This is a genomic window from Pseudomonas abietaniphila, assembly GCF_039697315.1.
GTDB lineage: Bacteria > Pseudomonadota > Gammaproteobacteria > Pseudomonadales > Pseudomonadaceae > Aquipseudomonas > Aquipseudomonas abietaniphila_B.
Map to the genome: position 1 here is coordinate 4,770,565 of NZ_CP155619.1, position 20,962 is coordinate 4,791,526.

General features: G+C 60.4%; 18 protein-coding genes and 1 riboswitch. Of the genes, 16 read left to right on the forward strand and 2 right to left on the reverse strand.

The genetic code is table 11. The annotated features are described in order from the left end of the window. Window positions 1-189 precede the first annotated feature (189 nt). Window positions 190-1,743, forward strand: coding sequence for a sigma-54-dependent transcriptional regulator (locus ABDX87_RS21150; RefSeq protein ID WP_346829625.1), 1,554 nt, complete (start codon window positions 190-192; stop codon window positions 1,741-1,743). An 81-nt stretch (window positions 1,744-1,824) separates the two neighbouring features. Here ABDX87_RS21150 and ABDX87_RS21155 read toward each other — a convergent pair whose 3' ends face one another. Further along, window positions 1,825-2,091 (reverse strand): DUF2790 domain-containing protein, encoded by a 267-nt coding sequence (locus tag ABDX87_RS21155; protein WP_346829626.1) that lies wholly within the window; start codon window positions 2,089-2,091, stop codon window positions 1,825-1,827. Between the two features lie 449 nt (window positions 2,092-2,540). Here ABDX87_RS21155 and acs point away from each other — a divergent pair, with 449 nt between their 5' ends. From acs to astE, 14 genes are all read left to right on the forward strand, one after another. Then, window positions 2,541-4,496, forward strand: coding sequence for an acetate--CoA ligase (gene acs, locus ABDX87_RS21160; RefSeq protein ID WP_346829627.1), 1,956 nt, complete (start codon window positions 2,541-2,543; stop codon window positions 4,494-4,496). Between the two features lie 650 nt (window positions 4,497-5,146). Continuing rightward, window positions 5,147-5,923, forward strand: coding sequence for an ABC transporter substrate-binding protein (locus tag ABDX87_RS21165; RefSeq protein ID WP_074757301.1), 777 nt, complete (start codon window positions 5,147-5,149; stop codon window positions 5,921-5,923). Window positions 5,924-6,013: 90 nt separating this feature from the next. Next, the gene (locus ABDX87_RS21170; RefSeq protein WP_346829628.1) at window positions 6,014-6,703 is read left to right on the forward strand and encodes an ABC transporter permease; all 690 of its coding nucleotides are present in this window, start codon (window positions 6,014-6,016) and stop codon (window positions 6,701-6,703) included. Then, entirely contained in the window at window positions 6,700-7,398 is a 699-nt protein-coding gene (locus tag ABDX87_RS21175) for an ABC transporter permease (RefSeq protein ID WP_081569138.1), read from the forward strand. Before ABDX87_RS21170 ends, ABDX87_RS21175 begins: the two co-directional genes overlap by 4 nt. A gap of 1 nt (window position 7,399) precedes the next feature. Then, window positions 7,400-8,512, forward strand: coding sequence for a succinylglutamate desuccinylase/aspartoacylase family protein (locus ABDX87_RS21180; protein WP_346829629.1), 1,113 nt, complete (start codon window positions 7,400-7,402; stop codon window positions 8,510-8,512). Window positions 8,513-8,533: 21 nt separating this feature from the next. After that, entirely contained in the window at window positions 8,534-9,298 is a 765-nt protein-coding gene (locus tag ABDX87_RS21185; protein ID WP_346829630.1) for an ABC transporter ATP-binding protein, read from the forward strand. Window positions 9,299-9,445: 147 nt separating this feature from the next. After that, the gene (locus tag ABDX87_RS21190) at window positions 9,446-10,435 is read left to right on the forward strand and encodes a GlxA family transcriptional regulator (protein ID WP_346829631.1); all 990 of its coding nucleotides are present in this window, start codon (window positions 9,446-9,448) and stop codon (window positions 10,433-10,435) included. 424 nt (window positions 10,436-10,859) lie between these two features. Beyond that, on the forward strand, window positions 10,860-12,080 hold the full coding sequence (locus ABDX87_RS21195) for an aspartate aminotransferase family protein (protein ID WP_346829632.1): 1,221 nt from the start codon (window positions 10,860-10,862) through the stop codon (window positions 12,078-12,080). Window positions 12,081-12,253: 173 nt separating this feature from the next. Then, window positions 12,254-13,285, forward strand: coding sequence for an arginine/ornithine succinyltransferase subunit alpha (aruF, locus tag ABDX87_RS21200; protein WP_346829633.1), 1,032 nt, complete (start codon window positions 12,254-12,256; stop codon window positions 13,283-13,285). 103 nt (window positions 13,286-13,388) lie between these two features. Continuing rightward, a complete protein-coding gene (gene astA / locus ABDX87_RS21205) occupies window positions 13,389-14,414 on the forward strand; it encodes an arginine N-succinyltransferase (RefSeq protein WP_346829634.1) in 1,026 nt (341 codons plus the stop codon). Next, the gene (astD, locus tag ABDX87_RS21210) at window positions 14,411-15,880 is read left to right on the forward strand and encodes a succinylglutamate-semialdehyde dehydrogenase (RefSeq protein ID WP_346829635.1); all 1,470 of its coding nucleotides are present in this window, start codon (window positions 14,411-14,413) and stop codon (window positions 15,878-15,880) included. Before astA ends, astD begins: the two co-directional genes overlap by 4 nt. Window positions 15,881-16,031: 151 nt before the next feature. Further along, the gene (astB, locus tag ABDX87_RS21215; RefSeq protein WP_346829636.1) at window positions 16,032-17,378 is read left to right on the forward strand and encodes an N-succinylarginine dihydrolase; all 1,347 of its coding nucleotides are present in this window, start codon (window positions 16,032-16,034) and stop codon (window positions 17,376-17,378) included. A gap of 78 nt (window positions 17,379-17,456) precedes the next feature. Continuing rightward, on the forward strand, window positions 17,457-17,747 hold the full coding sequence (locus ABDX87_RS21220; RefSeq protein ID WP_074757280.1) for a topoisomerase II: 291 nt from the start codon (window positions 17,457-17,459) through the stop codon (window positions 17,745-17,747). A gap of 14 nt (window positions 17,748-17,761) precedes the next feature. After that, the gene (gene astE / locus ABDX87_RS21225) at window positions 17,762-18,769 is read left to right on the forward strand and encodes a succinylglutamate desuccinylase (RefSeq protein WP_346829637.1); all 1,008 of its coding nucleotides are present in this window, start codon (window positions 17,762-17,764) and stop codon (window positions 18,767-18,769) included. Window positions 18,770-18,921: 152 nt separating this feature from the next. On the opposite strand, the gene ABDX87_RS21230 is transcribed toward astE, so the two are convergent. Next, window positions 18,922-19,416 (reverse strand): 6,7-dimethyl-8-ribityllumazine synthase, encoded by a 495-nt coding sequence (locus ABDX87_RS21230; RefSeq protein WP_346829638.1) that lies wholly within the window; start codon window positions 19,414-19,416, stop codon window positions 18,922-18,924. A 127-nt stretch (window positions 19,417-19,543) separates the two neighbouring features. Further along, window positions 19,544-19,689, reverse strand: a riboswitch (FMN riboswitch). A 184-nt stretch (window positions 19,690-19,873) separates the two neighbouring features. Here ABDX87_RS21230 and ltaE point away from each other — a divergent pair. Beyond that, window positions 19,874-20,878, forward strand: coding sequence for a low-specificity L-threonine aldolase (gene ltaE / locus ABDX87_RS21235; protein WP_346829639.1), 1,005 nt, complete (start codon window positions 19,874-19,876; stop codon window positions 20,876-20,878). The last annotated feature ends 84 nt before the right edge of the window (window positions 20,879-20,962 follow it).

Sequence of the window (20,962 nt, forward strand, 5' to 3'; positions counted from 1 at the left end):
GCAGCAGTGATAACGCCGTAAGGGCCTCAGGAAAAGCATCCATTTCGTAAAGAAATCCTGACAGCTGTGTGAATTAAGCCCCAAATCTGCAATCTCTCATCCGCCAAGCGGCTTGCGCTGTAACGTATTCTTGACGATAAACTTCGCCTCATGACAAAAAGCTTCCCTGCTTAAAAGAGTCGATTGCCCATGCGCATCAAAGTGCACTGCCAAAATCGTGTCGGAATACTGCGCGATATTCTCGAATTGCTGGTTTCCTATGGCGTCAACGTGTCTGGCGGCGAAGTCGGCGGTGAACACGGCGATGCGATTTATCTGCGCTGCCCGAATCTGGTCAATCTTCAGTTCCAGGCCTTGGTGCCGAAGTTCGAAATCATTCCGGGTGTATTTGGCGTGAAGCGTGTGGGACTGATGCCAAGCGAGCGCCGGCATATGGAGCTGAACGCGCTGCTCGGCGCGTTGGAATTTCCGGTGCTGTCCATCGACATGAGCGGCTCGATCGTCGCGGCGAATCGCGCGGCAGCACAACTGCTCGGTGTGCGTGTGGATGAAGTGCCCGGTATTCCGCTTTCCCGCTACGCCGAAGATTTCGATCTGCCCCAATTGGTGCGCGCCAACCGTTCGCGCATCAATGGCCTGCGGGTGAAGGTGAAGGGCGACGTTTTCCTTGCCGACATCGCACCATTGCAATCCGAGCACGAAGACAGCGAGGCCATGGCCGGCGCGGTGCTCACCCTGCATCGCGCGGACCGCGTGGGTGAGCACATCTATAACGTGCGCAAGCAGGAGTTGCGGGGTTTCGACAGCATCTTCCAGAGCTCGAAAGTCATGGCGGCGGTGGTGCGCGAGGCACGCCGCATGGCGCCGCTGGACGCCCCCCTGTTAATAGAGGGCGAAACCGGGACAGGCAAAGAGTTGCTGGCGCGTGCCTGTCATCTGGCCAGCCCGCGCGGGCAGTCGCCCATGATGGCGCTCAATTGCGCGGGCCTGTCCGAGTCGATGGCAGAAACCGAGCTGTTCGGTTACGGGCCGGGTGCCTTCGAGGGCGCGCGGGCCGAGGGCAAACTCGGCCTGCTGGAACTCACGGCGGGTGGAACACTGTTCCTGGACGGTGTCGCGGAAATGAGCGCGCGCTTGCAGGCGAAACTGTTGCGTTATCTGCAAGAGGGCTGCTTTCGCCGGGTTGGCAGCGATGAAGAGGTGTACCTGGACGTGCGGGTGATCTGCGCGACTCAGGTGGATCTTTCGGAGTTGTGCGCGCGCGGCGAGTTTCGCCAGGACCTTTATCACCGGCTTAATGTGCTGTCATTGCACATCCCGCCCCTGCGTGAATGCCTCGACGGTCTGGAGCCTCTGGTGCAGCACTTCCTCGATCAGGCGAGTCGGCAGATCGGATGCTTGCTGCCGAAGATCGCCCCGGCCGCGATGACCCGCCTCGGTCAGTACCATTGGCCCGGTAATGTGCGGCAGCTGGAAAACGTGCTGTTTCAGGCGGTCTCGTTGTGCGAGGGCGGGGTGGTGAAGCCCGAGCACATTCGTCTGCCGGATTATGGCGCGCCACAACCGCTCGGGGACTTTTCGCTGGAGGGCGGGCTGGAAGATATTATTGGCCGCTTCGAGAGAGCCGTACTTGAACAACTCTATGCGGCGCATCCGAGCAGTCGATTGTTGGGTAAACGACTGGGCGTTTCTCATACCACGATCGCCAACAAGTTAAAGCAGTATGGCGTGGATAAAAGTTAAGTCCGTGCGGAGCGGAGTTATTTAATATAAGTACGCCCCGGCGATGACAATCGTCAGGGCGTTCATATAAAAACGTTTTAATTATCCGTTGCTGCACCCGTTGCCCATGACCTGGTATTCCAGTACATGGCGCTTGCCTTGGGAATCTTCGTACGTCATGTGCTGTGGCACGACGCTGCAGACGTTGGGCACTTCGTCCACGGAGATGACTTTGGCAATGTCCAGATGCGTCGAGTAGGTGTATTGCTCGACGCGTTGCTGTTGAACGGCGACTTTGGCGTTTGATTCTTCCGCCATAGCCATGGTGCTTAAACCACAAAGAGCCATTACAACCAGTGCAGCTTTCATTACATGTTTCCTCTTGGTTGCTTCATCAACGCGGCCAAACAGGAATTCCATTCGGCAGGGTGCACAGAACCCTTGTGGGGCTCTGAGTGAAGCCAGTTAATTACTTGAAGGTTTGTTGATTGACAGGCCGGTGTGGGGGGCTGTTAGTTGTCAATCATTTGCCGTGTTGGCGAGATGAATTCTATGCGCCTGTTCTGGATTCATATAGAAACCATTCTGATAAAGACTATTGAGCAAATACGCAACAATCGCGGGAAGGGGCTTGCCAGCCTTCAGTTTTATAGTGCTTTGGTCGTAGTTCATACATGAAGATTTGCCACAAACGGGGCACTTGAGCGCTTTTCGGCGTTATGCTGAGGTCCGGTAAGACCATCGTCGAATGGCTTTCGCGGCCATCGGCGGATACAACGGGTCCATACAAAAACAACATTTCCACCGAGGTAAGAAAGATGAGTGCGGCTTCCCTGTACCCCGTTCGCCCTGAAGTGGCAGCAAACACGCTGACTGACGAGGCGACCTACAAGGCCATGTACCAGCAGTCGGTGGTCAACCCCGATGGCTTCTGGCGTGAGCAGGCCAAGCGCCTGGATTGGATCAAGCCTTTCACCACCGTCAAACAGACCTCCTTCGACGATCACCGCGTCGACATCAAGTGGTTCGCCGATGGCACCCTGAACGTTTCCTACAATTGCCTGGACCGCCATCTGGCCGAACGAGGCGATCAGGTCGCAATCATCTGGGAAGGTGACGACCCTTCCGAAAGCCGCAACATCACCTACCGCGAACTGCATGAAGAGGTGTGCAAGTTCGCCAACGCCTTGCGCGGTCAGGATGTACACCGTGGCGACGTCGTCACTATCTATATGCCGATGATCCCCGAAGCCGTGGTCGCCATGCTGGCGTGTGCCCGCATCGGTGCGATTCACTCGGTCGTGTTCGGCGGCTTCTCCCCTGAGGCCCTGGCCGGTCGCATCATCGACTGCAAATCGAAAGTGGTGATCACCGCTGACGAAGGTCTGCGTGGCGGCAAGCGCACTGCGCTCAAGTCCAACGTCGACCGTGCACTGACCAACCCGGAAACCAGCAGTGTCCAGAAAGTCATCGTGTGCAAGCGCACCGGTGGCGACATCGAGTGGAACCGTCATCGCGACATCTGGTACCACACGCTGCTGGAAGTGGCATCGGCCACTTGCGCACCGAAAGAAATGGGCGCCGAAGAATCCCTGTTCATCCTTTACACCTCGGGGTCTACCGGCAAACCGAAAGGCGTGCTGCACACCACCGCAGGCTATCTGCTGTACGCCGCGCTGACCCACGAACGCGTGTTCGACTACAAGCCGGGTGAAGTCTACTGGTGCACCGCCGACGTAGGCTGGGTCACCGGCCACAGCTACATCGTCTACGGCCCGCTGGCCAACGGCGCGACCACGCTGCTGTTTGAAGGCATTCCGAATTACCCGGACATCACCCGCATGTCGAAAGTCATCGACAAGCACAAGGTCAACATCCTCTACACCGCGCCAACCGCGATTCGCGCCATGATGGCCGAAGGCACCAAGGCCGTTGAAGGCGCTGACGGTTCGAGCCTGCGTCTGTTGGGTTCGGTGGGCGAGCCGATCAATCCGGAAGCCTGGAACTGGTACTACAACACCGTTGGCAAGAAAAACTGCCCGATCGTCGACACCTGGTGGCAGACCGAAACCGGCGGCATCCTGATCAGCCCGCTGCCAGGCGCAACTGCGCTCAAGCCAGGCTCGGCGACCCGTCCGTTCTTCGGTGTGATTCCGGCGCTTGTGGATAACCTGGGCAACCTGATCGAGGGTGCGGCTGAAGGCAATCTGGTGATTCTCGATTCCTGGCCGGGCCAGTCGCGCACGCTGTACGGCGACCACGACCGTTTCGTCGACACCTACTTCAAGACCTTCCGTGGCATGTACTTCACCGGTGACGGTGCGCGTCGCGACGAAGACGGCTACTACTGGATCACCGGTCGTGTGGACGACGTGCTCAACGTGTCCGGCCACCGCATGGGCACCGCGGAAATCGAGAGCGCGATGGTGGCGCATCCGAAAGTCGCCGAAGCGGCCGTGGTCGGTGTGCCCCATGATCTGAAAGGGCAGGGCATTTATGTCTACGTCACCCTCAACGGTGGTGAAGTCCCGGATGAAGCGCTGCGCATCGAACTGCGTAACTGGGTGCGTAAGGAAATCGGCCCGATTGCCTCACCTGACGTGATTCAGTGGGCCCCGGGCCTGCCGAAGACCCGTTCCGGCAAGATCATGCGCCGCATCCTGCGCAAGATTGCGACGGGCGAGTACGACGCACTGGGCGACATCTCCACGCTGGCCGACCCGGGTGTGGTTGCGCACCTGGTCGAAACCCACAAGACCATGAACGTCGCCTGACGCTCAGCGGTTGAAAACGCCCCGTTCGGTGAAAGCCGGGCGGGGCGTTTTTGTGTGTACGCCTCCAGATCTGCTCACATCGGGTGGAGCCTCCGAGAAATTGTGGGCGCTGCTGGAGGTTACGACAGTGGCGAACGCGGAGTGTCAGGCAGGTCGCAGTCGCCACTGTCGTAGCCTCCAGCAGCCCCTACAGGAATAGCGGGCGAATTCGAAACCGGGATATATATCGATTTGTTACCGTCTTCCTCAGGCTGTCACCTTGCGCACCTGGGTGGGGCATTTCACCCCGAAACCCATGCACTTCATCGCCTCAAACGAGCGTGCATCTACGCCAGACTTGCCGGATTAGAAGGCTTTGCCAATAATGGGCGCGTTATTTGCTTCGTTGATAGGTTTGCCATAAAAGCCTCTTGCATAAACGCTTAAGGCTGTCAATCAGGCTGATCGGCATTTCCAGTGCTTCTGTAACTAGTTGTCGCATTGAAGAAATATCGACTTTCAACCTGTCGCTAAAATGCCGATCACTCGCCGAAGGCTTGTCGAGCCCTGAGACTCGATGGCACCTCGCGTCGCAATTTCAGTTATTCCTTCTGCACATTGAGCGTTTCGCTCACTGCCATTTGTCGCGTTATACCGATGGAGTTCCAAGAATGAAAAAGCTCATGCTGCTGGGCGCGCTGGCGCTGTCCGTATTGGCACAGCCTGTGTTCGCCGATGAAAAGCCACTGAAAATCGGCATCGAAGCGGCGTACCCTCCATTCGCCTCGAAAGCGCCCGATGGCAGCATCGTCGGCTTCGACTACGACATCGGCAACGCCCTGTGCGAAGAGATGAAGGTCAAGTGCGTCTGGGTCGAGCAAGAGTTCGACGGCCTGATCCCTGCGCTGAAAGTGCGCAAGATCGACGCCATCCTGTCCTCGATGTCCATCACCGAAGACCGCAAGAAGTCCGTCGACTTCACCAACAAGTACTACAACACCCCGGCCCGTCTGGTCATGAAGCAAGGCACCGTCGTCAGCGACGGCCTGACCGAACTCAAGGGCAAGAACATCGGTGTGCAGCGTGGTTCGATCCACGAGCGTTTCGCCAAGGAAGTCCTGGCTCCACTGGGCGCTGAAATCAAGCCGTACAGCTCGCAGAACGAGATCTACCTGGACATCGGCGCCGGTCGTCTCGACGGTACCGTGGCTGACGCCACCCTGCTGCAGGACGGTTTCCTGAACACTGATTCGGGCAAGGGTTACGCGTTTGTCGGCCCGGCGTTCACCGACGTCAACTACTTCGGCGACGGCGTAGGCATCGCAGTGCGTAAAGGCGACAAGGCTGATCTGGACAAGATCAACGCAGCCATCGCGGCCATCCGCGCCAACGGCAAATACAAAGCCATTCAAGACAAGTACTTCAACTTCGACATTTACGGCCAGTAAGTCGAAGCCAGCACCTGATGGCGCAAGCAGTGGGTATTCGATCCTTCTGATTGCGCCATTTTTCTATCCCGCGCTCGAGGGCCACACAACATGTTGAAAGGCTACGGAGCCGTCATCCTCGACGGTGCATGGCTGACCCTGCAACTCGCTCTGTGCTCCATGGCGCTGGCGATCGTGTTGGGTCTGATCGGCGTGTCGCTGCGTTTGTCGCCGGTGCGCTGGCTGGCCTGGCTGGGCGATCTTTACTCCACGGTCATTCGTGGCATTCCCGACCTGGTGCTGATCCTGCTGATTTTCTACGGCGGTCAGGACCTGCTCAACCGCGTCGCGCCCTTGTTGGGTCACGACGATTACATCGATCTGAACCCGCTGATGGCCGGTATTGGCACGCTGGGTTTCATTTTCGGAGCGTACCTGTCGGAAACCTTCCGTGGCGCTTTCATGGCGATACCTAAAGGGCAGGCCGAAGCCGGCATGGCCTACGGCATGAGCAGCTCTCGGGTGTTCTTCCGCATCATGGTGCCGCAGATGATTCGTCTGGCGATTCCGGGATTCACCAACAACTGGTTGGTGCTGACCAAGGCCACCGCGCTGATTTCCGTGGTCGGTCTGCAAGACATGATGTTCAAGGCCAAGCAGGCGGCGGATGCCACCCGCGAACCTTTCACTTTCTTCCTCGCAGTCGCGGCCATGTACCTGGTGATCACCAGTGTCTCGCTGCTGGTACTGCGCTACATCGAAAAACGCTACTCGGCCGGCGTAAGGGTGGCAGACCTATGATCTTCGATTACAACGTCGTCTGGGAAAACCTGCCGCTGTACTTCGGCGGTCTGTTGATCACCCTCAAACTGCTCGCGCTGTCGCTGTTCTTCGGCCTGTTGGCGGCCTTGCCGCTGGGCTTGATGCGCGTGTCCAAGGTGGCGTGGGTCAACCTGCTGGCCTGGAGCTACACCTACGTGATTCGTGGCACGCCGATGCTGGTGCAGTTGTTCCTGATCTACTACGGTCTGGCGCAATTCGAAGCCGTGCGCGAGAGCTTCCTCTGGCCGTGGCTGTCGAGCGCGACGTTCTGTGCGTGCCTGGCGTTCGCCATCAACACCAGCGCCTACACCGCCGAGATCATCGCCGGCAGCCTCAAGTCCACACCGCCGGGCGAGATCGAAGCCGCTCGGGCGATGGGCATGTCAAAGGCCAAGATGTACCGCCGCATTCTGCTGCCGTCGGCCCTGCGCCGGGCGCTGCCGCAATACAGCAACGAAGTGATCATGATGCTGCAGACCACGAGTCTGGCCTCCATCGTGACGCTGATCGACATCACCGGCGCGGCGCGCACCGTCAATGCGCAGTTCTATCTGCCCTTCGAGGCCTACATCACCGCTGGTGTGTTCTACCTGTGCCTGACTTTCATTCTGGTGAAGCTGTTCAAGCTGGCCGAGCGCCGCTGGCTCAGTTACCTCGCACCGAGGAAGCACTGATATGCAACGCATCGATCACCGCCTGCCCTGGAGCACCCTGGGCACCGAACGCACGTTGAGTGTCTTTCGCTTCGGCGAGGGCGGGCGCAAGGCTTACATTCAGGCCAGCCTGCACGCCGACGAATTGCCAGGCATGCGCACGGCGTGGGAGCTGAAAAAGCGTCTCACACAGCTGGAAGAGCAGGGCCTGCTCAATGGTGTCATCGAGCTGGTGCCCGTCGCCAACCCGATCGGGCTGGGTCAGTTGCTGCAAGGCAATCACCAGGGGCGTTTCGAATACGGCAGCGGCAAGAACTTCAACCGCGACTTCACGGAGTTGAGTGAACCGGTCGCCGAGCAGCTGGCGGGCAAGCTGGGCGACGATGCGCACGCGAACGTGAAGCTGATCCGTCAGGCCATGGTCGATGTGCTGGAACAGTTGCCGCCTGCAGGCAGCGAACTGGCCGGCATGCAGCGCGTGTTGCTGAGCCATGCCTGCACGGCCGACATCGTGCTGGATCTGCACTGCGACACCGATGCCTCGCTGCACATGTACGCCTTGCCGCAGCACTGGCCACAGTGGCGGTCGCTGTCGGCGCACCTCGGCGTGAGTGTCGGTCTGCTGGCTGAAGACTCCGGCGGCAGCTCGTTCGATGAAGCCTGCTCGTTGCCGTGGCTGCGGCTGGCCAAGCAGTTTAAGGAAGCACAGATTCCGCTGGCCTGCATGTCCACCACCCTGGAACTGGGCGGCCAGAACAACACCGGCAAGGCCGACGCCGAGGCTTATGCGGAAGGCATCCTGGCGTTCCTCGCCGAGCACGGCCTGATCAGCGGTGAATGGCCGCAGCCGGCGTTCGAAGCCTGCGAAGGCATGCCGTTCGAAGGCACCGAAATGATCTATGCGCCGCACGCGGGCGTCCTGACATTCTTGCGCCCGGCCGGGGCATGGGTCGAGCCTGGCGAGCCTCTGTTCGAAGTTATCGATCCCTTGACCGACCGCGCGACCACCGTGTGCGCGGGGACGGCAGGCGTGTTGTTCGCCATCGAAAAACTGCGTTATGCCCAACCGGGCTACTGGATGGCCAAAGTGGCGGGTCGTACTCCGCTGCGCACCGGCCGCCTGCTCAGTGACTGATTACTTGTGAGAACCGACATCATGAACAAACTGGAAGTCCAGGACCTGCACAAGTGCTACGGCAGTCACGAAGTGCTCAAAGGCGTTTCGCTCACCGCGAAGGCGGGCGATGTGATCAGCATCATCGGCTCCAGCGGCTCGGGCAAAAGTACTTTCCTGCGCTGCATCAATTTGCTGGAGCAGCCCAAGTCCGGCCGCATTCTGCTCAACAACGAAGAGCTGAAACTGGTCGCCAACAAGGACGGCGGACTGAAGGCCGCCGATCCGAAACAGCTGCAGCGCATGCGTTCGCGTCTGTCGATGGTGTTTCAGCATTTCAACCTGTGGTCGCACATGACGGCCCTGGAAAACATCATCGAGGCCCCGATCCATGTGCTCGGCGTGTCGAAGAAAGAAGCGCTGGAAAAGGCCGAGCATTACTTGAACAAAGTGGGCGTCGCCCATCGCAAAGAGGCGTATCCAGGGCACATGTCCGGTGGCGAGCAGCAACGGGTTGCTATCGCGCGGGCGCTGGCGATGGAGCCTGAAGTCATGCTGTTCGACGAACCGACCTCGGCGCTGGACCCGGAGTTGGTCGGTGACGTACTGAAAGTCATGCAGGCGCTGGCGCAGGAAGGCCGCACCATGGTCGTGGTCACGCACGAAATGGGCTTTGCCCGTGGGGTGTCGAACCAGTTGATCTTCCTGCACAAGGGCCTGGTCGAAGAGAGCGGTGACCCGCGCGAAGTGCTGGTCAATCCGAAGTCGGAGCGGCTGCAGCAGTTTCTGTCCGGCAGTTTGAAGTAGTGATCGGCACCGTCTCGAACGGTGCGTTTTGTGTCAGAACAGTTCATGCTGCGCTTCACCCAAACCGCTGCCACGAACTGAGCGCCAGAGATTTACCGCATGTTTGCCGTGCGGCCCATAACAGCGACACGTTTCGGATTGCACGCCATGACTGCCCATCGAATTGGATTTCTTATCTGGCCCGGTACCAAAGCCCTGACGCTGGCACTGGCGGAGGAAGCCCTGCGTGTTGCTCAGCGCGTTCATCCCGACGTGGTTTACGAACTGACGTTCATGCAGGCCGAACCGGCCACCGCGGTTGACGGTGCCAACTGGCAATTGCCGGGTGAGCCGTGGGGCGGTCGACTCGAAGGGTGTCAGAAAGTGTTCCTGCTCGCCGATGAACCGCCAGCGCCCATGGCGTCAGCGCTGGCCGGAGCGCTGAAGCAACTGGTGCGTGCGGGCTGTGTGATCGGCGGTCTGTCGGCGGGTGTGTATCCGCTGGCGCAGTTGGGCCTGCTGGACGGTTATCGGGCAGCGGTGCACTGGCGCTGGCAGGATGATTTCGCCGAGCGTTTCCCCAAGGTCATCGCCACCAGCCACCTGTTCGACTGGGACCGTGATCGCCTGACAGCCTGCGGTGGCATGTCGGTGCTGGACCTGCTGCTGGCGGTGCTGGCGCGGGATCATGGCGCAGAACTGGCCGGCGCGGTGTCTGAAGAACTGGTGGTCGAGCGCATTCGCGAAGGTGGCGAGCGTCAGCGCATTCCGCTGCAGAACCGTCTGGGGTCCAGCCATCCGAAGCTGACCCAGGCCGTGTTGTTGATGGAAGCCAACATCGAAGAGCCGCTGACCACCGATGAAATCGCCCAGCACGTCTGCGTGTCGCGACGACAGCTGGAGCGGATTTTCAAGCAGTACCTCAATCGCGTGCCCAGTCAGTATTACCTTGAGCTGCGTCTGAACAAGGCGCGGCAGATGCTGATGCAGACCAGCAAATCGATCATCCAGATCGGCCTCTCCTGCGGTTTCTCCTCCGGCCCGCACTTCTCCAGCGCCTACCGCAATTTCTTCGGCGCCACCCCTCGCGAAGACCGCAACCAGCGCCGCAGCAGCAGTCCGTTCGAATTGTCCTCGGTGCCTGCTGAGCGCGGATAAACAAGACTCTAAGCGGATTCGAATTCCTGTAGGCGCGAATTTATTCGCGAAAAATGTTTCAGGTGACAGAGGTCGGCTGGATGTAAGGCCGTCTCGCGAATGAATTCGCTCCCACAGGATGCTAAGGCGCCGCTGAAATCCTTGTTCCTGTGCGCCCAATCCAGGCCCAGCCTCAAATCGAGCTCTACTATTTCTGCTTTGGTCCTTCAGTAAATCAAATCGACACGACGCTGCTACAACCGTCGCCCAACGTTTAAACTGCGCCTTTCCGACGCTATTTGTCGCATTGCCGAAAGCCGCGGAAAAAGCCGGTTTGGCGCTATAAGAAGTTGTCGCTTGGCGGCAAGGCCAGACCGAAATCAGTCCTTACAATCCTTCCATCGCTCGCCAGTCCCAGGCAGGCGTTCCTCTTCAGGAGACTCCGATGTCCGTTGAGCAAGTACCGGTGCAACGTGCCGATTTTGACCAGGTGATGGTCCCCAACTACGCCCCAGCAGCGTTCATTCCGGTGCGCGGCCAGGGTTCCCGTGTCTGGGATCAATCGGGTCGTGAGCTGGTTGATTTCTCCGGCGGCATCGCAGTCAACGTGCTGGGCCACGCGCATCCGGCGCTGGTCGGCGCACTGACCGAGCAAGCCAACAAGCTGTGGCACGTCTCCAACGTCTTCACCAATGAACCTGCGCTGCGCCTGGCCAAAAAACTGGTCGACGCCACGTTCGCCGAGCGCGTGTTCTTCTGTAACTCCGGTGCCGAAGCCAACGAAGCGGCCTTCAAGCTGGCCCGTCGCGTGGCTCATGACCTATATGGCACCGAGAAGTACGAAATCGTCGCCGCGCTGAACAGCTTCCACGGTCGCACCCTGTTTACCGTCAGCGTGGGCGGTCAGCCTAAGTATTCCGACGGTTTCGGCCCGAAGATCACCGGCATCACCCATGTGCCGTACAACGACCTCGCGGCACTGAAAGCCGCCGTCAGCGACAAGACCTGCGCAGTCGTGCTGGAGCCGATTCAGGGCGAGGGCGGCGTACTGCCCGCCGAGCTTGAATACCTGCAAGGCGCGCGCACGCTGTGTGACGAGCACAACGCGCTGCTGGTCTTCGACGAAGTGCAGAGCGGCATGGGTCGCAGCGGCCACCTGTTTGCGTACATGCATTACGGCGTGACCCCGGACATTCTTTCCAGCGCCAAGAGCATTGGCGGTGGTTTCCCGATGGCGGCCATGCTGACCACCGAAAAGCTCGCCAAGCACTTGGCGGTCGGCGTTCACGGCACCACATACGGCGGCAACCCGCTGGCGTGCTCGGTGGGCGAGGCGGTGATCGACGTCGTCAACACACCAGAAGTATTGGCGGGCGTTAAGGCCAAGCACGAGCTGTTCAAGTCGCGCCTGGAGAAAATCGGCCAGCAATACGGCGTGTTCAGCGAGGTGCGTGGCCTGGGTCTGTTGATCGGCTGCGTGCTGACCGACGCCTGGAAAGGCAAGGCCAAGGAGTTCTTCAACGCCGCCGAGCACGAAGGCGTGATGATTCTGCAAGCCGGCCCTGATGTCGTGCGTTTTGCGCCGAGCCTGGTGATCGACGATGCGGACATCACCGAAGGCCTGGACCGTTTCGAGCGTGCCGTTGCCAAGTTGACCGGAGCCTGACAGACGCAATCCTGTAGGAGCGCGCTTGCCCGCGATTCAGTCTGCCTGTTACGCATGTGCTGAATGACACACTGCGATCGCGGGCAAGTGCGCTCCTACAGGGATCTCTGTCGTGATCCTCTTTTTTTCTTTTGCCGTTCAATCGGCCCGATTTTTTCTCAAGGAGTGACACCATGCTGGTGATGCGCCCCGCGCAAATGGCTGATCTGAGCGAGGTTCAACGACTCGCCGCGGACAGCCCGATTGGTGTCACGTCCCTTCCGGATGACGCTGGACGTTTGAGTGACAAGATTGCCGCTTCCGAAGCGTCGTTCGCCGCCGAGGTCAGTTTCAACGGTGAAGAAACCTATTTCTTTGTGCTGGAAGACACCGACACCGGGCGTCTGGTGGGGTGTTCCGGGATTGTCGCCTCGGCGGGATATTCCGAGCCGTTCTACAGTTTCCGCAACGAGACCTTCGTTCACGCCTCCCGCGAGCTGAAGATCCACAACAAGATCCATGTGCTCTCGCAGTGCCATGACCTGACCGGGAACAGCCTGCTGACCAGCTTCTACGTGTTGCCTGAGCTGGTCGGGACCCTGTGGTCGGAGCTCAACTCCCGTGCGCGTCTGTTGTTCGTCGCAGCGCATCCGGAGCGGTTCGCCGATTCGGTGGTGACCGAGATCGTCGGTTACAGCGACGAGAACGGCGACTCACCGTTCTGGGACGCCATCGGTCGCAACTTCTTCGACCTGAATTACGCCGAGGCTGAGCGTTTGTGCGGTTTGAAGAGCCGGACCTTCCTCGCCGAACTGATGCCGCATTACCCGATCTACGTACCGCTGCTGCCCGACGAGGCGCAGGAAGCCATGGGCCAGGTGCATCCGCGTGCGCAGATCACCTTCGACATCCTGATGCGTGAAGGCTTCGAGACCGATCATTACATCGACATCTTCGACGGCGGTCCGACCTTGCACGCCCGTGTTTCCGGCATTCGTTCGATTGCCCAGAGCCGCGTCGTGCCGGTCAAGGTTGACCCTGTCAGCAGCGGCGACGCGGTCAAGGGCGGACGTCCTTATCTGGTCGCCAACGGCCAGTTGCAGGACTACCGCGCGGTGATGCTGGAGCTCGATTGGGTACCGGGTAAACCGGTGACCCTGAGCCTGGCGGCGGCCGAGGCATTGGGTGTCGGCGAAGGCGCCAGTGTGCGCATCGTCGCGGTTTGACAGTTGAGTCGTCGGCGGTCAGTGCGTGAGTCACAGCCTGACGCCGTATCGCGGGTTTGAGTTCGCCGGTTCTTCAAACAGAGAATCGGGTTGAGGAGAAAGCATGATCGTTCGTCCCGTACGCAGCAGTGACCTTCCGGCGCTGATCGAGCTGGCGCACAGCACAGGCGCAGGCCTGACCACGCTGCCGGCCAATGAAGAGCGTCTGGCGCACCGGGTCGGCTGGGCCGAAAAGACCTTCCGCGGCGAGGCCGAGCGGGGGGACACCGACTACCTGTTCGTCCTCGAAGACGATGACGGTCGTGTGGTGGGTATTTCCGCCATCGCGGGCGCGGTCGGTCTGCGGGAGCCTTGGTACAACTACCGCGTGGGCCTGACGGTCAGCGCGTCGCAAGAGCTGAACATCTACCGCGAAATCCCGACGCTGTTCCTGGCCAACGACCTGACCGGCAACTCGGAATTGTGCTCGCTGTTCCTGCACGCCGATTACCGAAACGGTCTTAACGGTCGCTTGCTGTCCAAGGCGCGGATGCTGTTCATCGCCGAATTCCCTGAGCTGTTCGGGTCGAAAATTATCGCGGAGATGCGCGGCATGTCCGATGAAGAAGGGCACTCGCCGTTCTGGGAAAGCCTGGGCCGTCACTTCTTCAAGATGGAGTTCAGCCAGGCGGATTACCTGACCGGCGTCGGCAATCGCGCGTTCATTGCCGAATTGATGCCGAAATTCCCGTTGTACAGCTGCTTCCTCTCGGAGGCCGCGCGCAATGTCATCGGTCGTGTACACACCAGCACCGAACCGGCGCTGACCATGCTCAAGGCCGAAGGCTTCAGCTATCAGGGATACGTCGACATCTTCGACGCGGGCCCTGCCATCGAGTGCGAAACCGGCAAGATCCGCGCGGTGCGTGACAGCCAGGCACTGGTGCTGGCGGTCGGCACGCCGGGCGACGACGCCACGCCGTTTCTTATCCACAACCGTAAACGCGAGGACTGCCGCGTGACAGCCGCTCCGGCCCGGTTTGCCGCTGGCACGCTGGTGGTCGATCCGAAAACCGCCAAACGCCTGCGCCTGAACGCCGGCGATCAGGTGCGTGCGGTGCCTCTGTCTCCTGCTCGGGAGGGCATTTGATGACTACCTTGTATATCGCAGGCGGCTGGCAAGCCGGGCAGGGCGAGGCGTTCGAATCGCTGAACCCGGTGACGCAACAGGTGATCTGGTCCGGTCAGGCCGCAACCGCCGAGCAAGTCGATGCGGCGGTCAACGCTGCGCGTCAGGCCTTTCCGGCATGGGCTTCGCTGACACTGGACGAGCGCATCGCGGTGCTGGAACGCTTCGCCGTCACACTGAAAGGCCGCACGGACGAGATCGCCCGTTGCATCGGTGAGGAAACCGGCAAGCCGCTGTGGGAATCCGCGACGGAAGTGACCAGCATGGTCAACAAGGTCGCGATCTCGATTCAGAGCTACCGCGAGCGTACCGGCGAGAAGAGCGGGCCGCTGGGCGACGCCACCGCCGTCTTGCGACACAAGCCACATGGCGTGGTTGCCGTGTTCGGGCCTTACAACTTTCCGGGCCACTTGCCCAATGGTCATATCGTGCCGGCGCTGCTCGCGGGTAATGCCGTGGTGTTCAAACCGAGTGAGCTGACGCCGAAAGTCGCCGAGCTGACCGTGCAGTGCTGGATCGACGCGGGCCTGCCAGCCGGGGTGTTGAACCTCGTTCAGGGCGCGCGGGAAACCGGCATCGCCCTGGCGGCCCACTCAGGCATCGATGGTCTGTTCTTCACCGGGTCCAGCCGCACCGGCAATTCCTTGCATCAGCAATTCGCCGGTCGCCCGGACAAGATTCTTGCCCTGGAAATGGGTGGCAATAACCCGCTCGTCGTCGATCAGGTCGCTGACGTGGACGCCGCGGTGTACACCGTGATCCAGTCGGCTTTCATTTCTGCCGGTCAGCGCTGCACCTGTGCCCGCCGTCTGCTGGTGCCGGAAGGCGCGTGGGGCGATGCGTTCATGGCGCGTCTGGTCGAGGTCACCGCGACGATTCAAGTCGGAGCCTTCGATCAACAGCCTGCGCCCTTCATGGGGTCGGTGATTTCCCTGCGCGCCGCTCAAGCGTTGCTCGATGCTCAGGAGCAACTGCTCGCCAATGGCGCCGTGGCGTTGCTGGAAATGACCCAGCCACACGCGCAATCGGCGTTGCTGACGCCGGGCATTCTGGACGTCAGTGACGTGAGCGATCGTCCTGATGAAGAGCTGTTCGGCCCGTTGCTGCAGGTGATTCGCTACGCTGATTTCGACGCGGCCATCGTTGAGGCCAACGCCACGCAGTACGGCCTGGCGGCGGGTTTGCTGTCGGATTCCCAGGAACGCTATCAGCAGTTCTGGCTGCAAAGCCGGGCCGGCATCGTCAACTGGAACAAGCAACTGACGGGCGCGGCGAGTACCGCGCCGTTCGGTGGGGTCGGTGCATCGGGGAACCATCGCGCCAGTGCTTATTACGCCGCGGACTATTGCGCGTATCCGGTGGCGTCGCTGGAAAGCGGGACGTTGGCGTTGCCCGCGAGCCTGACGCCGGGCATAAGCCTTGGGTGACCTGGAGTAGGAGCGCGCTTGCCCGCGATTGCGGTACGCCTGTAATGCATGCTTTGCCTGACACACCATAATCGCGGGCAAGCGCGCTCCTACAGGTCACTGCGCACACGAACATTGATGTTTATAAAAACAGATCCACGGAGCCTCACCGATGAAATCCTGTGAAGTCAACTTTGACGGTCTAGTGGGGCCGACCCATAACTACGGCGGGTTGTCCTACGGCAACGTCGCGTCCCAGAGCAACTGCCAGCAGTCGTCCAACCCGCGCGAGGCGGCGTTGCAGGGCCTGTCGAAAATGAAAGCGCTGATGGACATGGGGTTCACCCAGGGTGTGCTGGCACCACAGGAGCGCCCGGATGTCGCCGGGCTGCGCAAACTGGGTTTCAGCGGCACCGATGCTCAGGTCATCGAGCGGGCGGCCAAAGAGTCCATGCCGTTGCTGGTGGCCAGCTGCTCCGCGTCAAGCATGTGGGTCGCCAACGCCGCCACGGTCAGCCCGAGTGCCGACACGGCCGACGGTCGTGTGCATTTCACCGCCGCCAACCTCAACTGCAAGTACCACCGCAGCATCGAACACCCGACCACCAGCCGCGTGCTGGGCGCCATGTTCGCCGATCAACAGCACTTTGCGCACCATGCCGCCTTGCCTGCCGTCGCCCAGTTCGGTGATGAGGGCGCGGCCAACCACACGCGTTTCTGCCGCAGCTATGGCGAAGCTGGCGTCGAGTTCTTCGTGTTCGGGCGTGCGGCGTTCGACACCCGCTTCCCGGCGCCGCAGAAGTACCCGGCGCGTCAGACTCTGGAAGCCTCGCAAGCCGTCGCGCGTCTGCACGGCCTGAGCGACGACGGCGTGGTCTATGCGCAACAGAACCCTGCGGTGATCGACCAGGGCGTGTTCCATAACGACGTCATCGCGGTCGGTAACGGCGAAGTCTTGTTCTATCACGAGGACGCTTTCCTCAATACCGAACACATGCTCAGCGAGCTGCATGACAAGCTGGGCCGTCGCGGTGGTCGTTTCCAGGCCATTTGCGTGCCGCGCACCGAGGTTGGCGTGGAAGACGCCGTGCGCTCCTACCTGTTCAACAGCCAGTTGCTGTCCCGTGCCGGCGGCTCGATGCTGTTGATCGTCCCGGAAGAGTGCCGCAGCAACGAGCGCGTCTGGAATTATCTGCAGCGCCTGATCGCCGACGAAAGCCCGATTCGCGAGGTCAAGGTGTTCGACCTCAAGCAAAGCATGCAGAACGGCGGAGGCCCCGCCTGCCTGCGCTTGCGCGTCGCGCTGAATGAAACCGAACTGGCAGCCGTCAATCCAGGGGTTATCATGACGGCGCCGTTGTACGACACGCTGACGCAGTGGGTGGACAAGCACTATCGCGACCGCATGACGGAAAGCGATCTGGCCGATCCCCAGCTGTTGACCGAATGCCGCACGGCACTGGATGAACTGACGCAGCACCTGAAGCTGGGCGCGGTCTATCCTTTCCAGATCAATTGATGCACCTCACACATCGCGCCCGTTGTCCTGCGGCGTCGGGCCGACGATGTTTTTGCTTTTACAGAGAGAATTTTTGACATGACCGACGCCCTGCGTTTGATCCTTGAAGACACCGACGGCACTCAGCTGGAAACGTCCTGCACCCGTTTTGCCGTTATCTGGCAGGGTAAAGAGGTCTGGATTCAGCAAGACGGCCGCGGCCAACTGCTGATCGGTGTCGACGTCGAAGAAGACGATGCCGAATACGCCAACCTGTTGCTGCGTCCGTTGGCCACCAACCTGGTCAGCCTGCAACTGGAAATGGAACCGGCGGATATGAGTGGCGACGACGAAGACGGTCACGTCCACGGTCCAGACTGCAATCACTAAGCGGAAATCGACACATGCTCGCCCTCGGCAAACTGCTTGAACTGACCCTGGCGGGTCGTGAACCCGCGGAAAAGACTCAACTGACCGTCGAAGGCGTGCGCATGCGCTGGCTGGCCGAAGGTGCGCTGGAAGTCCGGCCACCCGAAGCGCGGGACAACGGCACCGACTTGCTGCTGTCCGCCGGCATCCATGGCAATGAAACGGCGCCGATCGAGCTGCTCGACGAGCTGATTCACGCCATCGCGCGAGGCGAGCTCAAGCCTCGCGCGCGTATTCTTTTCCTGTTCGGCAACCCCGAAGCGATGCGTCGTGGCGAGCGGTACGTCGAACAGGACGTCAATCGGCTGTTCAACGGCCGTCATGAACAAAGCGGCGGCAGTGAAGCCTTGCGCGCCTGTGAGCTTGAGCGACTGGCGGCCAGTTTCTTCAGCCTGCCGGATCGCTACCGCCTGCACTACGACCTGCACACGGCGATCCGCGGCTCGAAGATCGAGCAGTTTGCCTTGTACCCGTGGAAGGAAGGGCGTCAGCATTCGCGCCGCGAGCTGGTTCGCTTGCACAAAGCGGGGATGGAAGCGGTGCTGTTGCAGAACAAGTCGTCCATTGTGTTCAGCGCCTACACCTACGACAAACTCGATGCCGAGGCTTTCACGCTGGAGCTGGGCAAGGCCCGACCGTTTGGGCAAAACCAGCAGGTCAACCTCGCGCCGCTGAAAGCGACCCTGGAGCAATTGATCGAAGGCAAAGAGGCGCTTGTCGGGGATCAGCTCGATGGCCTCAAGCTGTTCAGCGTGGCCCGTGAGATCATCAAGCACAGCGACGCATTCCGTCTGAACCTGCCAGCCGACATCGAGAACTTCACGGTGCTGGATAAAGGCTTCGTTCTGGCCGAGGACCTGGCCGATTCACGCTGGGTGGTAGAGGAGGAGGGCGCACGCATTATCTTCCCGAATCCGAAGGTCAAGAATGGGTTGCGTGCAGGGATTCTGATTGTGCCGACGACTGCGGATGGGTTGGTGTGAGTCACGTCTCGGGTTGACGCCGTTCATTGTAGGAGCGCGCTTGCCCGCGATTGCAGTGTGTCAGCCAACTATTTGTAACTGACCCACCGCATTCGCGGGCAAGCGCGCTCCTACACAGTCATGGCGGCGTCCTGAGGGACGCCGCCACTCCATCAACCCACCGCTTTCTGCGACTCGCTGCTGCGACGCACGGCGCGCAATTTGGTCAGGGTGTCGGCGCAGGTCTTGGCCGCTTCCTGACCTTTGTGCACGAAGTGGTCGAAGAAGAACTTCTGGTGCTCTTCGCCGGCGTGGAAGTGGTGCGGGGTCAGGACCACCGAGAACACCGGCACTTCGGTTTCCAGCTGGACCTGCATCAGTGCGCTGATCACCGACTGCGCGACGAACTCGTGACGGTAAATGCCGCCGTCCACGACCAGGCCCGCTGCCACAACGCCGCCATAACGGCCTGTCTTGGCCAGCAGCTTGGCGTGCAGAGGGATTTCAAAGGCGCCGCCCACTTCGAAGAAGTCGATATCGGTCTCGGCGTATCCGTGGTTAGCCATTTCGGCGACAAAGCCTTTGCGCGCCTGATCGACGATATCTTTGTGCCAGCAAGCTTGAATGAAAGCGATGCGGTCGTGGGCGTGAATTGCGGTGGGTTGCATCTGTTCTGACTCCTGTTTAATTAAAAAACAGGGCGTGTTGGATCGAATGGGATGCCAGGGTACGGTCGACAGCTGTCCGGGCGGCGAGCGCACATGACGAGGCTGCGAGACGATCCTGTGGTGCCAATCCCGTTCTCTCTTCATCCGGACTATGACCGTCGGCCCTGGAATCACACCAGGTCTGCTGACCTCGCTTTCGCGAGCGCTCGCGGGCTAAACGCATTGCGCGTCATTACCGCCGGTGGGGAATCGCACCCCGCCCTGAGAACGTTGCCAACGGGTTTTGTCGTCGGCGTGCAGTTTGTAACACAGATTTTCAGAATGTGCTTGGAGCCATTTTGATGGTTTTCATCAGCTTTTCTTATAAGCACGACTTGGCATCGCGGACCGAAGCCTTGATTATCGTTCGTCCCGGCCTCAAAACTGAGGCCAGAACCATTTCTCAGGGAGCTTCATCGTGACGGTTATCGATCTGCGCAGCGACACAGTGACCCAGCCCACTGCCGGCATGCGCGACGCCATGGCCCGTGCGCCATTGGGCGACGACGTGTATGGCGAGGACCCGACGGTCAATACGCTGGAGTCGTGGCTGGCGGAGCGCCTGGGTTTTGCCGCAGCGCTGTTCGTTCCGACCGGCACCATGAGCAACCTGCTGGGCCTGATGGCGCATTGCGAGCGTGGCGACGAATACATCGTTGGCCAGCAAGCGCATACCTACAAGTACGAAGGCGGCGGCGCAGCGGTGCTGGGGTCCATTCAGCCTCAGCCGCTGGACAACCAGGCGGATGGTTCTCTGGATCTGAATCAGGTGGTTGCCGCGATCAAGGCGGACGATTTCCACTTCGCGCGGACACGCCTGCTGGCGCTTGAAAACACCATGCAGGGCAAGGTCCTGTCGCTGGACTACCTCGCTGCCGCGCGCAAACTGACCCGAGAAAAGGGCCTGGCGCTGCATCTGGACGGTGCTCGTCTTTACAACGCAGCGGTCAAGCTGGGTGTGGATGCGCGTGAAATCACTCAGCACTTCGATTCGGTGTCGGTCTGCCTGTCCAAGGGCCTGGGCGCGCCGATCGGTTCGGTGCTGTGTGGCTCGAACGAACTGATTGCCAAGGCGCGTCGCCTGCGCAAAATGGTCGGCGGCGGCATGCGTCAGGCCGGTTTGCTGGCAGCGGCGGGGTTGTATGCACTGGAGCATCACGTCGAGCGTCTGGCAGACGACCACGCCAACGCAGTGTTTCTTGCCAAGGGCCTGACGGAGTTGGGCTACGACGTGGAGCCGGTGCAGACCAACATGGTCTATGTGCAGATCGGTGATCGCGCCGAGGCGCTCAAGGCTTTTTGCGCCGAGCGAGGGATTGTCCTGAGCGCGGCGTCCCGTTTGCGCATGGTCACGCACCTTGACGTGTCCGCCGCGCAAATGGAGCAGGTGGTCGCGGCATTTGCCGAATTCGCAAGCCGATAATCGACCGATAATCCAATTGGCTGCTTCTATCGTACAAAGTCACTGTACCGTGGAAGCAACGCCTATATAATGCGGCCCTTTGCC

Coding starts and splice junctions, on each gene's coding strand:
- ABDX87_RS21150 (WP_346829625.1), top strand. CDS start 190: ATGCGCATCAAAGTGCACTGCCAAAATCGTGTCGGAATACTGCGCGAT.
- ABDX87_RS21155 (WP_346829626.1), bottom strand. CDS start 2,091: ATGAAAGCTGCACTGGTTGTAATGGCTCTTTGTGGTTTAAGCACCATG.
- acs (WP_346829627.1), top strand. CDS start 2,541: ATGAGTGCGGCTTCCCTGTACCCCGTTCGCCCTGAAGTGGCAGCAAAC.
- ABDX87_RS21165 (WP_074757301.1), top strand. CDS start 5,147: ATGAAAAAGCTCATGCTGCTGGGCGCGCTGGCGCTGTCCGTATTGGCA.
- ABDX87_RS21170 (WP_346829628.1), top strand. CDS start 6,014: ATGTTGAAAGGCTACGGAGCCGTCATCCTCGACGGTGCATGGCTGACC.
- ABDX87_RS21175 (WP_081569138.1), top strand. CDS start 6,700: ATGATCTTCGATTACAACGTCGTCTGGGAAAACCTGCCGCTGTACTTC.
- ABDX87_RS21180 (WP_346829629.1), top strand. CDS start 7,400: ATGCAACGCATCGATCACCGCCTGCCCTGGAGCACCCTGGGCACCGAA.
- ABDX87_RS21185 (WP_346829630.1), top strand. CDS start 8,534: ATGAACAAACTGGAAGTCCAGGACCTGCACAAGTGCTACGGCAGTCAC.
- ABDX87_RS21190 (WP_346829631.1), top strand. CDS start 9,446: ATGACTGCCCATCGAATTGGATTTCTTATCTGGCCCGGTACCAAAGCC.
- ABDX87_RS21195 (WP_346829632.1), top strand. CDS start 10,860: ATGTCCGTTGAGCAAGTACCGGTGCAACGTGCCGATTTTGACCAGGTG.
- aruF (WP_346829633.1), top strand. CDS start 12,254: ATGCTGGTGATGCGCCCCGCGCAAATGGCTGATCTGAGCGAGGTTCAA.
- astA (WP_346829634.1), top strand. CDS start 13,389: ATGATCGTTCGTCCCGTACGCAGCAGTGACCTTCCGGCGCTGATCGAG.
- astB (WP_346829636.1), top strand. CDS start 16,032: ATGAAATCCTGTGAAGTCAACTTTGACGGTCTAGTGGGGCCGACCCAT.
- ABDX87_RS21220 (WP_074757280.1), top strand. CDS start 17,457: ATGACCGACGCCCTGCGTTTGATCCTTGAAGACACCGACGGCACTCAG.
- astE (WP_346829637.1), top strand. CDS start 17,762: ATGCTCGCCCTCGGCAAACTGCTTGAACTGACCCTGGCGGGTCGTGAA.
- ABDX87_RS21230 (WP_346829638.1), bottom strand. CDS start 19,416: ATGCAACCCACCGCAATTCACGCCCACGACCGCATCGCTTTCATTCAA.